The sequence below is a fragment of the Microbulbifer litoralis genome (assembly GCF_023634065.1).
In the GTDB taxonomy this organism is placed as follows: Bacteria; Pseudomonadota; Gammaproteobacteria; order Pseudomonadales; family Cellvibrionaceae; genus Microbulbifer; species Microbulbifer litoralis.
Window position 1 is genome coordinate 535668 of the sequence record NZ_JALKCV010000002.1, and the last position, 13174, is coordinate 548841.

The window sequence follows — 13174 nt, forward strand, 5'->3', positions numbered from 1 at the left end:
TTGTATCCGGCTGAAATTTGTTTTCAGCTTTGCAGGTGCTTTTTCCGGAATTAGTCGCTGGAGGGGATGCCGTGTCTCTTCCGGTGCTCTGCCAGCACCCGGCCTGCCCCGGTCTCGAACTCCCCCAGCGCTTCCATAATCCGCACCAGGCAGTTGTCGCGCAGGGTTTCCAGCTCGCGGATGGACTGGTCGCCGGCCTGCGCCTGTGTGCCCTCCACCATGCGGTCGATCAGTTGGTCGTTCAGCTCCGGGGCCTCCAGTTTGGTCCAGGGCAGCTTCAGCGCTGGCCCGAACTGCTCCAGCATATGGCGCATGCCGGTTTCGCCACCGGCCAGGTGGTAGGTCAGGTTGGTGCCCATAAAGGCCCAGCGCAGGCCCGGACCGTGAGTGATGGCCTGATCCAGCTCACCGGTGGTGGCGACGCCGTCGTTGACCAGGTGCAATATCTCCCTCCACACCGCTTCCAGAAGCCGGTCGGACAGGTGCCCGTCGATCTCGTTGCGCACATGCAGCGGGTGCATGCCGATGTCCCTGAAAAAAGCCATTGCGCGCTCGACGGTATCGGCAGCAGTCTGCTCGCCGCCAACGACTTCGACCAGCGGCAGCAGGTACACCGGGTTGAACGGGTGGCTGACCACAAAGCGCTCCGGCGCGACCATTTTCTGCTGCAGTACGGACGGCTTGAAACCGGAGGTGGAGGAACCGATCAGCGCATCTTCCGGCGCGGCGCGGCTGATTTCCGCCAACAGGTCCACTTTCATCGACTCCCGTTCCGGCGCGTTTTCCTGGATAAAGCAGGCGCCTTCACAGGCTTCGGCCAGCGAGCTGGCAAAGCGCAGTCGCTCTTTGCTGGCGCCCGCCACCAGGCCGATCTTTTCCAGCGACGGCCAGGCGGTATCGACGCTTTCGCGCAGTTTGCGCTCCGCGTCGGCGCCCGGGTCCCAGGCGATCACGTCGTGGCCCTGGGCCAGCAGGCGCGCTACCCAGCCGGCGCCGATCACGCCGGTTCCAATAACAGCTGCGTGTGACATGATTCCCCCTCAGGCCTGTACTTTCAGGTCGAAGCGTTCGCGCGCCTCGGCCGCTGTGGCGACGGTGCCGCCCAAGAGCTCGACGATGGTTGCGGCCTTTTCCACCAGCTGTGCATTGGTGGCCAGTTCGCCTTTCTTCAGGTACAGGTTGTCCTCCAGGCCCACGCGCATATTGCCGCCCATCAGCATCACTTGTGCAGCCATCGGGAACTGGTGGCGGCCGATACCGAAGCCGGCCCACTGGGCGCCTTCCGGCAGGTTGTCGACCATTGCCTTCAGCGTGCCGACGTCCGGTGGCGCGCCCCACGGAATGCCCATGCACAGCTGGAACAGTGGCGGTTCGTCCAGCAGGCCCTCGGCCAGCATCTGGTTGGCAAACCACAGGTTGCCGGTGTCGAAGATCTCCAGTTCCGGTTTTACGCCCAGCTCCTGCACGCGCCTGGCGCCGATGCGCAGCATGTCCGGGGAGGAGACGTAAACCAGGTTGTCGTTGCCGAAGTTCAGCGAGCCGCAATCCAGGGTGCAGATTTCCGGGCGCAGTTCCTCGATATGTTTCAGGCGCTCGCGACCGCCGACCACATCGGTGCCCGCGGCAAACTCCATCGGGTTTTCGTCCGGACCCAGCAGCAGGTCGCCGCCCATGCCGGCGGTCAGGTTGATGACCACATCCTGCCCGGACTCGCGGATGCGCTGCACCACTTCGCGGTACAGCTCGGTATCGCGACTGGGCGTACCGGTTTCCGGGTCGCGTACATGGATATGGGCGATGGCTGCGCCGGCTTTGGCGGCGGCGATGGCGTCGTCGGCGATCTGTTTCGGAGTCACCGGGACATGGGGGCTTTTTTCCGTGGTCGCCCCGGCTCCGGTCAGGGCGCAGGTAATAATTACCTTGTTGTTCATTGGCATCATCTCCAGCAGGTGGCAAGTCGGCCGCTATGCTAGAGAAGAGACGGAAAAACGCTGGCGTTAACCCGCTGGGATCTTTTGATATTGCGACAGATTCCGTGGCGATGCGCTGTGGGCGATCGGTCAGCCGCGATCCCTGCTCGGGCTGGTGCCGAAATCCTGCCGGTAGGCGGCACTGAAATAGGCTGAAGACTGAAAGCCACAGGATATGGCGATATCCAGCACGGTCATCCCGGTTTGGCGCAACAGCTGGCGGGCCCGTTCCAGCCGGAGGTGGCGGTAGAAACGCTTTGGTGGTGTGCCCACTTCTTTTTTGAACAGCCGCTCCATCTCCCGCACGGAGATCTCCGCTTTTTCCGCCACCTGCTTGACGCTCAGCGGCGGCGCCAGGTGCTGCTCCATGATCTGTACCGCGCGAATCAGGCGCTTGTTGGTGGTCCGCAGCCGGCTGCGCGGGCTCATTCGCTGGGCGTCGTCGGCGCTCTGGATATAGTTGTAAGTAAACTGTTCCGCCACCGCCGTGGCCAGTTCCCTGCCGTGGCTGGCGCCGATGATATTCAGCATCATATCCAGGCTGCTCAGCCCGCCGGCGGCGGACACCCGGCTCTCCTCGATCATAAAGCGTTCCGGCACGACCTGGATGGACGGATAGCTCTCCTGGAAACCGCTGCTCGCCTCCCAGTGCACAATCGCCTTCTGCCCCTGCAGTAGCCCGGCCCGGGCCAGGATATGGGCCCCGGTATCCACGCAACCCAGGCTGACACCGTTGGCGGACAGTCTCTTCAGTTCCGAGACCAGCGATTCGCCGCAGCCCTCCAGCGGGTCGAATCCCGATACCACCACAATGGTCTGATAGTCGTCCGGGCAGTCCGCCAGGCTGTACTGCACTTCAAACGGCATATCGTTGGACGCCTTGACCGGCAGGCCATCTTCGGAAATGAAGGTGAACTGGAACAGTTTCTTGCCGGCAACCCGGTTTGCGACCCGCAGTGGCTCCGAGCAACAGGCCAGCGCAAAGAAGGAAAATTTCGGTACCAGTACAAAGCCGATATGCACCACATCGCTGTGGCCGAATCGGGGGGGCTGGAAGGTGTCCTGCATGGCGAGACCGGGTGAATCAGCAGTCATGTCGCAATAGGTTAAATATTAGTCGCATTACATAAAGTATATACCGGGGCAGGCGTTAGGATAGCGCCCACTCAACGGCTCTACGGGGAAAATATGGAGTCATCTTTACCAGAAAACCGAATTGGGGATTCAATGCAAACTGATAACACCAGCATCGATTTTGAACGAAAGCCTCTCGCCAGAATGGTCTCAGCCTCTCTGGCCGTCCTGCTGAGCCAGGGCGTCGCAGCGCAGCAAAGCGGTGAGGAAAGTACGCCCACGTTGTCCCTGGAGGAGATTACGGTCACCGCCCAGAGAAAAGCACAGAATCTGCAGAGTGTTCCCATCGCGGTTTCCGCATTTGGTGAAGAGGCCATGGAGCGGGGCAATATGCTGGACATCGAGGATGTCTCCGCCATGACCCCGGGTTTTTCCCTGTCCACCTACAACCCGGTGACGCCGCAGCCCTACATTCGCGGTGTGGGCACCAACTCCAGCTCCGTCGGCGACGACGCTTCCGTCGGCGTCTTTATCGATGAAGTCTACGCGGGCCGCGCCGGCGGTTACCGCGCCGACATGTTCGACGTGCAGCGGGTGGAAGTACTGCGCGGTCCACAGGGTTCCCTGTACGGCCGCAATGTCGCCGGCGGTGCGATCAATGTTATCACCAACAACCCGACCGACACCTTCGAGTCCAAAATCAAGGTCACCGGCGGCAACTACGACCTGCGCGAGGTACGCGGCATGGTCAGCGGCCCGCTGTCCGATAACGTCAACGGCCGCCTGGCCGTATCCAGCCGCAAACGTGACGGCTGGATCGAAAACGTCTCCAACGGCCACGAGCTGGCCAACCAGGACAACACCTCCGTGCGCGGCAAGCTCGACTTTGCGCTGGGCGACAACACCGATGTGCTGCTGAGCGCGGACTACGCCGAGGACGACCTGGTCGGCTCCGGCGCGCGCAGCATTGTAGGTTATGGAGAGGTGTTCAGTGTAGAGCATGCGACGGAAAACCGGCCCGACAAGGTGGATCTGTTCGTGGACGGCTATGCCGAGCGTGAGATGAGCGGCGTTTCGGCCAAGGTTACCCACGCCATGGGTGATATGGACCTGGTTTCCATCACGGCCTACCGCAGCCAGGACTATGCCTTCAACGACGACCTGATGGGCAGATACCTGGCCGCAGCCGGTGCGGCGATGACCAACGACGCCACCGAGGAATCCAGCCAGTTCACCCAGGAATTGCGCCTGCAGTCCGTCGCGGCGGAAAAACTGGAGTGGACCACCGGTCTGTATTTCTTCCGGGAAGATGTCGACCGTGTGGAAAGTTTCGATTCCTCCCTGACTTATGCCCTGATGGGAGCGGAGGGCATGAGCTCGCGTCCGGTATGGGATGCGTCCAATGAAACCACCAGCTATGCGGTTTTCGGTGAAACGACCTATCACTTCTCTCCATCCTGGAGTGCGTCTTTCGGTGGGCGCTACACCTACGACGAGAAAGATTTCAGCAGCAGCGCGACCGGAGGCCCCGACCTGTTCGGTTTCCTGGCCGAGAATTACGACGTGGCGGCGAAAGAGAACTGGAAGAAATTCACACCCAAGGCAACCCTGACCTATACCAGCGACGATGCGGATATTGTCTACGTGACGGTTTCCGAGGGTTACAAGGCCGGTGGTTTCAATGGCATTGCGGCCACCGCACAGGGCGCCACCGTGGCATTCGACCCGGAAAATGCCACCAACTATGAACTCGGTTTCAAGTCCGACCTGCTGGACCGGCGGGTACGCCTGAACGGTGCCGTGTTCTTCCTGGACTACAGCGACCTGCAGAGTTTCACCGTGGACCTGGAAAGCGGCCAGGTGAAAACCGCCACCGGCGACGCCGAGGTCAAGGGCCTGGAGCTAGAGGCCACGGCCTACCTGACCGAAGGCCTGCGCGCGGGGCTGAATTACGGCTATACCGATTCCGAGTATGTAAGCTTTGACTCCCGTCCTGAAGTCGTGGGCAACCAGCTGGCGCGCACGCCGGAGCAGATGGTCTCTGCGAACATCAACTATGAGTGGGCACTCGCCAATGGCTCCGCCATCAACTTCAATGCCAACGCCATGTACCAGGACGAGGTGTACTTCAGTGTCGGCAACGAGGAGGCGGCTTCCGATGATGCCCGTACCCTGGTCAACGCCAATATTGCCTGGAACAACTTTGAAGGCCTGAAAGTGGCCCTCTGGGGCAAAAACCTGACGGACGAGGCGTATGTCGCCCACGCGTTCGAGCAGTCCGGCATGGGCCTTGCAATCCAGGGCGAGCCCCTGACCTGGGGCGTGAGCGTCACCCGGGAATTCTTCTGACCGGATAGCCTGTCTCCGGGGCGCCGCAGCGCTGTGGCGCCGCTTCTTTTTATTTATGCACTCCGTTGTAAGCAATGGGAAATCCCGGCAGTAGAATGCAGTTGAACTCCTCCCAGAAACAGCCCAGGCTGGACCTGGCGGCCTTTATTCCGGCTTTTGGAATTGCGGTGCTGGTTGCCTGTATATTGATCCTGATGCCCGAGCAGGCGGAAACCTGGGCCGGTAACCTGATGTCCCTGGTCACCGGCCACTTCGGCTGGCTGTTCGTCCTCTTCGGTTTCGGCACCTTTGTCTTTGCCCTGTGGCTGGCCTTCGGCCGCTTCGGCCAGGTCAAGCTCTCGCGCACCGACGAACCGCCGGAATACTCCGAACTGAGCTGGGCGGCGATGATGTTCTCCGCCGGTATTGGAATCGGCCTGGTCAGTTGGTCGTTTGTCGAACCCATCTATTACCTGTCCACACCGCCGTTGCATCTTGCTCCCCATTCGTCCAGCGCCGCGGAGTGGGGACATATGTACGCGCTGTTCCACTGGAGCTTTGTGCCCTGGGCCCTGTACGCGGTGCCGTCCGTGGCGGTGGCCTATATGCTGCACGTGGATCGCCGGCCGTTCCTGCGCATCTCCGAAGTCTGCCGTCCGCTGTTGGGGCGGCGCGTCGACGGCTGGCTGGGATCGGTCATCGATACCCTGATCATTCTCGGCCTGCTCGGTGGCGCCGGTACGTCGCTGGGGCTGGGCGTACCGCTGGTTTCCGCGCTGACCACAACCCTGCTGGGCATCGAGGAAACCCTGCTGACGCAGTTGGGTGTGATCGGGTTCTGGACATTGATCTTCGGCGCCAGCGCATACAAAGGGCTGAAAGCGGGGATCCGCATTCTCAGCGATATCAATATCTTCCTGGCAATCGCGTTGGTGCTGGTGGTGCTGCTGGCCGGGCCCACGGTATTCATCCTTTCAATGTCCGCCAACAGCATCGGCCTGATGCTGGACAATTTCACCCGCATCAGTTTCTGGCTGGACCCGATCGAGCAAGGCGGTTTCCCGGATACCTGGACGCTGTTCTACTGGGGCTGGTGGATTGCCTATGCGCCGCTGATGGGGCTGTTCTTCGGCCGCATTTCGCGCGGCCGCACCATTCGCCAGATGGTACTGGGTATCATGCTCTGGGGCAGTCTCGGCTGTATCGCCTTCCTCAGTATCTGCGGTGCCTATGCACTGGACCTTGAGCTTTCCGGCACGCTGGATATTTCCCGGCTGCTGGAGGAGAGCGGCATTTCGGCGACGGTAGTGGCGATCATCCAGACGCTGCCGTTCAGCACGCTGTTCCTGGCTGCCTTTACTCTGCTGAGCTTTGTTTTCCTGGCCACCACGCTGGATTCCTCTGCCTATGTGCTGGCCAGTATCAGCACGAAAAACCTCTACGGTGAGCAGGAACCGGCCAAGGCAAACCGGCTGGCCTGGGCCTTTGCGCTGGCGCTGATCGCCGTGGGCCTGCTGTTTGCCAGCGGCCTGCAGACTGTCAAGTCGCTCACCATTATTCTCGCACTGCCGCTGATGGCGGTACTGTTCCTGGTATTCCGTGCACTGTTGCGGGTGCTGCACAATGATTTCGGGCTCCGCGTGCGCAAAAGTGCACTGGTCGTCCGGGTTAACGATAAGGAGTCACAAGATGTTTAGAGTGTTTTTGTTACTGGCGGCGCTGTGCAGCCTTCCCGCGCTGGCGGCGACCGACAGCAACCGCGGTGAACTCGAGGACGTGGTCGAAAACGGATCGGTGGAATCCTTTATCGCCCGGGCGATCGCTCACGCGAAAGCGACGGTAAAGGAGACTTCCGTCGACGCGATCAGCGACAGGTTGCGGCCCTTCGACAAAAGTTACTTTCCCAAAACCGATGCGCCGGTGCCGACGGTGCTGTTCTTCCACGGCTGCAGCGGTCCCACCGCCAGCCACGAACAGGATTGGGCGCAGCGCTTTAATGAAGCCGGCATCGGCCTGATCGCCGTCGACAGCTACCAGGGGCGCGGTATCGAGTGGCGGCAGGCGTGTGACTTCAAGGTGATGACCCCGTGGCAGCGTTCCGCGGATGTCCTGGCCACCATCGAGGATGTCAAGGCGGATCCGCGGGTCGACGCGGACCAGCTCTACCTGGCCGGTTTTTCCCACGGTGCCGTTACCATCTGGGCCGCACTGGTCCAGGCATCCAGCCAGACGCCGCCGATCGGTCTGCGCCAGTGGCCCGAGGTGGGATTCGAGCAGCATGTGCAGGGCGCCTTCATGTTCTACGGCACCTGCATGCAGCCCTGGACCGTCGATGTGGACGCAGCCATGTTCCTCGGTACCGACGACCGCTATATCCAGGAGGAGACCTGCCAGGCCTATGAGCCGAAGCACCCACATGAAGCCGGAGAGCTGATTGTAAAAATCTACCCGGGAGCCACGCACACCTTCGACCATGCCAAACCCAACCCGGCCAATATCGAGGCGGGCTCCAGGTACGATCCGGCCGCTACGGAGGACGCCTGGAAAACCATGCTGGAAATGATCCAGGGCAATCGGTAATGGCGAGCGTCAGAACCTATTCCGGCGTCGCGCATACCTGGCTGTGCGACGAGATGGGCCACCTGAACACCCGCAATTATGTGGGGATGTTCGACGACGCCATGCAGCACTTCATGTTGATCCTCGGTCATCGGGCTGTGGTCGATGGCGAACGCCGCCTGGGCTGGGCGGATGTACGCCACGAGATCGATTATATGGCGGAAGTACCGGAGGGGGCCCTGGTGCATGTCGACTGTGAAGCGCTGCGGGTCGGTAACAGTTCCATCACGTACCGGCAGACCCTGGTCCTGAGTGAGACGGGCGAAGTAGCTGCGGTCAACAAGGCGACTTCGGTGCTGTTCGACCTGAAGAAGCGGGCCACCACCTCCATCCCGGATGTAATGCGGGAGAAGGTGGGTGGCTATATGGCGAGTGAAACGGACAACGACTGAAAAGCTGCCATCGTTTCCCCCTTGCCGGAAAACTGGATTTCCCTTTCGGCATGGACCTCCACCTACCTGCATAGAGTCCGCATATAGTGCCCCGGCGCTGGAAGTGATAAATTATTCCTCCGGTTGGGGGGCTCTATTATTTTCCAGTCCCGACAACCAAATCCAATTTTATTCCATTAGCGTGAGTCGAGTGGCAGCGCCCTGCCGGACGGGGCGGTGGCCTGCTGGAAATCGTGGACGCAGATCGGCCGGCATGGGCCAGACAGATGACGTTTAAGGTACTGATAACCGAAGATCACGAACTGTATCGGGACGGTTTGTGCCTGCTGGTGCGGGAGGTGCTGCCGGATGCCTCGGTTATCGAAGCGGGGGATTTCGCCGCAGCCGGGGCCGCCCTGGCAGCCCATCCGGATATTGCCCTGGTCCTCTTTGATATCCATATCCCGGGCATCAGTGGACTCGATGGCTTGAAAGAGATCAAGACCCGCTACCCGGCGCTGCCGCTGGTCGTCGTGTCCTCTGTCGATCACCGTGCCAGTATTCAGCAGATGTTGCAGTTGGGAGCCGACGGCTTTATCGCCAAAACCAGTTCCAAGGCAATCATAGTCAAGGCGCTTAGGGATGTAATGGAGGGCGAAGTGGTCATTGTTGGCGGTCAGGATGGCGCCGAGCCGGCAACCCTGTCGCCGCGGCAGGTGACCACCCTGGAGCTGCTGGCGCTTGGCCTGCCGAACAAGGAAATAGCCGCACAGCTCAATATTTCCCCCGCCACTGTCAGGGAATATGTGTCGGATCTACTGAAGCTGTTCGACTGCGACAACCGTACGCAGGCCGTGCTGCGGGCTCGCCAGCTGGGATTCATCCTGGATTGAGCCGGCGCCCCGTTACGGCAGCCGCATCTTCCAAGGCGACATGATGGCTCCGGCCGACATTAATATGGCCGGACAGCGATGGTATCGGAGGTGGTGACAATGTTTCGTGTGCAGCGTATCGGCGACAGGCGCGTCGACCTTGAAATAAGCGGCAGGCTCGACAGCGAGGGGATGAAAACGGCCCTCGACGAGCTGTCCGCGGCCTGTGAGGGTATTGAGCGGGGCAGGATGCTGTGCGACGTGATGAATTACCGGCTGCCGTCCCCGGGCGCCCTCGCCGTGGAGTTTTCCCGCCTGCCGTCGCTGTTGCGACTGGTAGGTCGTTTTGATCGCGCGGCGGTTCTGGCCGATGAGGCGTGGTTGCAGAAAGCCAGCGAGCTGGAGGGCAGGTTGATCCCGGGGCTGGAGATCAGGGCGTTTGGCCGCAACCGGCGAGGCGAGGCGGAGGCCTGGCTGGCCCGCTGAGCGCCCGCCGGATTCCACTTCGGGGCCAGGTCCGGCCCGCAGAACCGCAGTGCCGATTCCCGTATTGCATCTGGCCGCAGATCGGCGACACTTGGCGGAATTGCCCCCGGGAGGCTCCGCGCCATGCAACTGTCCGAAGCGTTTATCGATCTGCTCAAGGTCCTGATCCGCAGCCCCAGCGTCGTGGGCGCGGAGCATTCGTTTTTCCGCGTGCTGCAGCGGGAACTGGAAGAGCGGGGAGCCAGGGTAACCTGGTACGAGGGGCTGCTGGTGGCCCAGGGGGCCCAACCGCGCAGTGCGATGTTCTCGGCACATATCGACCGCCACGGGCTTATCTGTACCGGGCCCAATGAATTCCAGTACGCCGCTTTTGTCGCCGGGCGCCGCTCCGACCTGCTGGGCAACTCGGTGTCGGAAAAGCTGATGCGCAAGATTGAGGATCGCTTTCACGGTATGCCGGTCACGGCCTACGAGCCCTGGTCCGGATCCTACTTCGGCGCCGGGGTGATCCAGCGCTCCTACGTGTGCGAGTACCGCAACAACCTGATTTTCGAGGTGGAGGGCCTGGAACACCTGGTGGCGGGAACGCCGGTGGCGTTTAGCGATCGACTGCAGACCTTCGGCGATATCCTCAGTGCACAGCTGGACAATGTCCTGACGGCGGCCCATCTGGTACACCTGTTTGCGCAGGGCTTCCAGGGTACGGCTTTCTTTACCGCACAGGAGGAGGCCGGCAGTAGCTGGCGCTACCTGCTGGAGTGGTTTCGCCGTTTCAACGGCGGTACGGACAAGCTGGTGGTCGTGGATACCAGCCCCTACCCGGACAGGCAGGCGGCCGATGCCCAGCAACTGGTACTGCGCCACCGGGATGTCAATGCGGAATTCCAGCCCGACACCACGGCGCTGTTGGAAACCCTGTGCCGCGAGAGCGGCATTTCCTACAGTTTCAAGGATCGCTATATCGATGCCCAGAACCGGCTGGCGGAGGCCCGCGGCAGCGAGCCACAGTCGCTCGGCAGTACGGAGATGGGGCGGATCGCGGCCGCCTCCAACGGCTTCGTACAGGGGACCACCTTGCAGATTCCCACCACCGGTTACCACACCATGGAGGAATCCTCGAGTGTTAGCGCCAACGAGGCCTTCGGCCGCCTGTTGTTGCTGTTCAGTGAGCGGGTCGGGGCCCTCGCTTCCCGGGAGTGGTAGCGGTCAGCGGTCGGGCCGGTCGGAAATCACCTGGCCGCTGATCTCGTCCACTTCCAGCCTTCTTTTTTTTCCCATCCAGTAGGCACGGACCTTCCAGCGGCCGCCCTCAAAATGCATTTCGGTTATGGGATCGAAACCCAGGCTGTTGAGTCGGTGGCGCACGGCGGACCTGTCCATGGCGATGATGGACGGCTCATCGTCATACAGGTCCTCGCTGTCGTAAATGGTGACCGGCGGGTTGGGATCCAGGTCCGGCGGAATCGGCGTTGTCAGGTTATAGCTGGCAGCGCCGGTGAGTAGCAGTGCGGCAAAGAAACTCATGGTGTGCTCCCGACCACCCGGAAATCCCATTGATAATGTCGGTGTGGCCGGGTCACAAGAAATCCCGGTTTTTTTCAAGATGTTCAGCGGGCTGGCGATTGCCCCGGTAAGGCCTACCGGTCCGGCGGGAAAGCGCGCTGATAACTCGCGGGGCTTAGATTCAGGGAAAGCAGGAAAATGGTGACGCCCCCCAGGGCAAGGAGCAGCCAGGCGTACTCGAAACCACTGAGACTGTCGCGGATGATGCCGCTGACCCAGGGCGTGACAGCCGCGATGATGTAGCCGATACCCTGCACGAATGCCGTCAGCCGGCCCGACTGCAGCGGATCGTCGCGATGATCCATGGTGACGATCATCGACATCGGGAAAAAGCCGCCGATACCCAGGCCGATAATGCCGGCCCACAGCGGCAGCCCCGCCTCCGGCGCCAGCGCCAGGCCGCCAAAACCCACCAGCTGCAGTGCGCAGAGCGTAAACAGTACCGGGCGGCGGTCCCGCCCGCGGTTGGCCCAGGCGGGAAACAGCAATCCGGCGAACACCTCCATCAGCGTCAGGAAACCCAGCAGCAACCCCGCCTGTTTATCGCTGTAGCCCTGTTCAATTGCGTAGGGCGCCAGCCAGGCCAGCACACAGACATAGGCGCCGGTGCCCAGCCCGAACAGGCTGGCGAGCTTCCACGAGCGGCGGTTTTTCCAGTAGCGCGGGCCCGGTTCGGCGCCGGCGACCGGTACTGTCAGTGTGTGTCTGCCGGTGAGCCAGGTCCAGGCCAGCCAGCTGGCCAGGGTCAGCCAGGCCCAGTGTCCGAGACCGCCGCGCCAGCCGCCGAAATCGGCGATTACCGGTGCTCCCGCCGCGGCAAAGGTGGCACCCGCCATGATGGCCGTCACATAGAACCCCATCACCGCCGGTACCCGGTTGCCGAAATTGGCTTTGATGATGGCCGGCATCAGCGTCTGTACGGTGGCGATCCCCAGGCCCGCGAGCAGGGCGGTACCCAGCAGCCCGGCGGCGGAGCCGGCCCAGAAGCGCAGGCCTGTGGCCAGGGCCAGGCACAGCAAGGAATAACTGATGGTCCGCGCCGTACCCAGGTGCCGCGCGATGCGGAAGCCCACGAAACAGGCGAGGCCCATGGCCAGCACCGGCAGGGTGGTCAGCAGGGAGGCGGCGGTAAAGCTGATGGGCATATCCCGCTGGATTGCCGACAGCAACGGGCCGACCGAGGCCAGCACCGGTCGCAGGTTGAGGGCAACCAGGACTATCACGGCGCCGAGCAGCAGGGGGTGGATCGGGGATGGGGGGCGCATGGAGCACTTTCCTTCACTTGGATTTACATCATTTATCTTTATGTAAAGATAAGTGGAGTTTACGGGCTCGAATGGAGTGGAGTAAAGTATCTTTAAGTCAAGATAAATGGTTGGCCGGATGAAAAGAGCCGAAGACGATGACCTGGACTGGATAGCGCGGCAGTGGGTCGAGCAGGGTGTCAGCGAGGACCTGACACCGATGAAGCTGATCGGCCGGCTGTTGCGGCTGGTGAAAGTGCTGGAGGCAGCCCAACTTCGCTGCCACGGGGCATTTGGCCTGGGACAGGGGGAGTTCGATGTGCTCGCGACCCTGCGGCGCGCCGGGGCGCCCCACTGCCTGACACCGTCGCAGCTATACCAGTCGATGCTGTTGAGTTCCGGTGCCATGACCAACAGACTGGACCGGTTGGAGCGCAAGGGATTGATTGAGCGGCGCCACAGCGAGGAGGACAGGCGCAGCGTAAAAGTGCACCTTACCCGGCCGGGATTGGAATTGATTGACCGGGCGCTGCCGGTGCACCTGCAGAATATGCGGGACCTGCTGGACGGCGTCGGCACAAGCGAGCGCGATCAACTGGAGCAGTTGCTGAAGCTCTGGCTGGGGCGGCTCGCCGATCACTAGTGGT

Annotated in this window: 13 protein-coding genes; 8 read left to right on the plus strand and 5 right to left on the minus strand. The window is 61.7% G+C overall.

The window, feature by feature from the left end; genetic code table 11:
• Positions 1-50 precede the first annotated feature (50 nt).
• The 3 genes from MWN76_RS05670 to MWN76_RS05680 form a co-directional block, all read right to left on the minus strand.
• Complete coding sequence (locus MWN76_RS05670) at positions 51-1031, minus strand: L-carnitine dehydrogenase (RefSeq protein WP_250460063.1); 981 nt, start codon at positions 1029-1031, stop codon at positions 51-53.
• Positions 1032-1040: 9 nt separating this feature from the next.
• Positions 1041-1931, minus strand: a complete 891-nt coding sequence (locus MWN76_RS05675) for a beta-keto acid cleavage family enzyme (protein WP_250460065.1) — start codon at positions 1929-1931, stop codon at positions 1041-1043.
• A 129-nt stretch (positions 1932-2060) separates the two neighbouring features.
• Positions 2061-3065 carry a GlxA family transcriptional regulator gene (locus MWN76_RS05680; RefSeq protein ID WP_250460067.1) on the minus strand — a complete coding sequence of 335 codons (1005 nt, stop codon included), beginning with the start codon at positions 3063-3065 and terminating at the stop codon, positions 2061-2063.
• Positions 3066-3197: 132 nt separating this feature from the next.
• On the opposite strand from MWN76_RS05680, the gene MWN76_RS05685 reads away from it, so the two are divergent.
• The 7 genes from MWN76_RS05685 (at position 3198) to MWN76_RS05715 (ending at position 10923) form a co-directional block, all read left to right on the plus strand.
• Positions 3198-5393: a TonB-dependent receptor gene (locus tag MWN76_RS05685; protein WP_250460069.1), complete on the plus strand. Its 2196-nt coding sequence runs from the start codon at positions 3198-3200 to the stop codon at positions 5391-5393.
• 95 nt (positions 5394-5488) lie between these two features.
• Positions 5489-7069, plus strand: a complete 1581-nt coding sequence (locus MWN76_RS05690) for a BCCT family transporter (RefSeq protein WP_250460071.1) — start codon at positions 5489-5491, stop codon at positions 7067-7069.
• Positions 7062-7952: a dienelactone hydrolase family protein gene (locus tag MWN76_RS05695; protein ID WP_250460072.1), complete on the plus strand. Its 891-nt coding sequence runs from the start codon at positions 7062-7064 to the stop codon at positions 7950-7952. The genes MWN76_RS05690 and MWN76_RS05695 overlap by 8 nt, the downstream gene beginning before the upstream one ends.
• The gene (locus tag MWN76_RS05700) at positions 7952-8383 is read left to right on the plus strand and encodes an acyl-CoA thioesterase (RefSeq protein ID WP_250460074.1); all 432 of its coding nucleotides are present in this window, start codon (positions 7952-7954) and stop codon (positions 8381-8383) included. The genes MWN76_RS05695 and MWN76_RS05700 overlap by 1 nt, the downstream gene beginning before the upstream one ends.
• A 266-nt stretch (positions 8384-8649) precedes the next feature.
• A complete protein-coding gene (locus MWN76_RS05705) occupies positions 8650-9255 on the plus strand; it encodes a response regulator transcription factor (protein ID WP_250460075.1) in 606 nt (201 codons plus the stop codon).
• A 99-nt stretch (positions 9256-9354) separates the two neighbouring features.
• Positions 9355-9720, plus strand: a complete 366-nt coding sequence (locus MWN76_RS05710) for a SpoIIAA family protein (protein WP_250460077.1) — start codon at positions 9355-9357, stop codon at positions 9718-9720.
• A gap of 123 nt (positions 9721-9843) precedes the next feature.
• Positions 9844-10923: a peptidase M42 gene (locus tag MWN76_RS05715; protein ID WP_250460079.1), complete on the plus strand. Its 1080-nt coding sequence runs from the start codon at positions 9844-9846 to the stop codon at positions 10921-10923.
• A gap of 3 nt (positions 10924-10926) precedes the next feature.
• Here the strand turns inward: MWN76_RS05715 and MWN76_RS05720 are convergent, their stop codons facing one another.
• Together MWN76_RS05720 and MWN76_RS05725 are read right to left on the minus strand one after the other, a co-directional pair.
• Positions 10927-11244: a hypothetical protein gene (locus MWN76_RS05720; protein WP_250460081.1), complete on the minus strand. Its 318-nt coding sequence runs from the start codon at positions 11242-11244 to the stop codon at positions 10927-10929.
• A gap of 113 nt (positions 11245-11357) precedes the next feature.
• Positions 11358-12548: an MFS transporter gene (locus MWN76_RS05725; RefSeq protein ID WP_250460083.1), complete on the minus strand. Its 1191-nt coding sequence runs from the start codon at positions 12546-12548 to the stop codon at positions 11358-11360.
• A 118-nt stretch (positions 12549-12666) separates the two neighbouring features.
• On the opposite strand from MWN76_RS05725, the gene MWN76_RS05730 reads away from it, so the two are divergent.
• Positions 12667-13170 (plus strand): MarR family winged helix-turn-helix transcriptional regulator, encoded by a 504-nt coding sequence (locus MWN76_RS05730; RefSeq protein ID WP_250460085.1) that lies wholly within the window; start codon positions 12667-12669, stop codon positions 13168-13170.
• The last annotated feature ends 4 nt before the right edge of the window (positions 13171-13174 follow it).

What these genes read in the sequence shown, in the direction of transcription:
- MWN76_RS05670 (WP_250460063.1), bottom strand. Translation starts at nt 1,031, where the DNA reads ATGTCACACGCAGCTGTTATTGGAACCGGCGTGATCGGCGCCGGCTGG.
- MWN76_RS05675 (WP_250460065.1), bottom strand. Translation starts at nt 1,931, where the DNA reads ATGAACAACAAGGTAATTATTACCTGCGCCCTGACCGGAGCCGGGGCG.
- MWN76_RS05680 (WP_250460067.1), bottom strand. Translation starts at nt 3,065, where the DNA reads ATGACTGCTGATTCACCCGGTCTCGCCATGCAGGACACCTTCCAGCCC.
- MWN76_RS05685 (WP_250460069.1), top strand. Translation starts at nt 3,198, where the DNA reads ATGCAAACTGATAACACCAGCATCGATTTTGAACGAAAGCCTCTCGCC.
- MWN76_RS05690 (WP_250460071.1), top strand. Translation starts at nt 5,489, where the DNA reads ATGCAGTTGAACTCCTCCCAGAAACAGCCCAGGCTGGACCTGGCGGCC.
- MWN76_RS05695 (WP_250460072.1), top strand. Translation starts at nt 7,062, where the DNA reads ATGTTTAGAGTGTTTTTGTTACTGGCGGCGCTGTGCAGCCTTCCCGCG.
- MWN76_RS05700 (WP_250460074.1), top strand. Translation starts at nt 7,952, where the DNA reads ATGGCGAGCGTCAGAACCTATTCCGGCGTCGCGCATACCTGGCTGTGC.
- MWN76_RS05705 (WP_250460075.1), top strand. Translation starts at nt 8,650, where the DNA reads ATGACGTTTAAGGTACTGATAACCGAAGATCACGAACTGTATCGGGAC.
- MWN76_RS05710 (WP_250460077.1), top strand. Translation starts at nt 9,355, where the DNA reads ATGTTTCGTGTGCAGCGTATCGGCGACAGGCGCGTCGACCTTGAAATA.
- MWN76_RS05715 (WP_250460079.1), top strand. Translation starts at nt 9,844, where the DNA reads ATGCAACTGTCCGAAGCGTTTATCGATCTGCTCAAGGTCCTGATCCGC.
- MWN76_RS05720 (WP_250460081.1), bottom strand. Translation starts at nt 11,244, where the DNA reads ATGAGTTTCTTTGCCGCACTGCTACTCACCGGCGCTGCCAGCTATAAC.
- MWN76_RS05725 (WP_250460083.1), bottom strand. Translation starts at nt 12,548, where the DNA reads ATGCGCCCCCCATCCCCGATCCACCCCCTGCTGCTCGGCGCCGTGATA.
- MWN76_RS05730 (WP_250460085.1), top strand. Translation starts at nt 12,667, where the DNA reads ATGAAAAGAGCCGAAGACGATGACCTGGACTGGATAGCGCGGCAGTGG.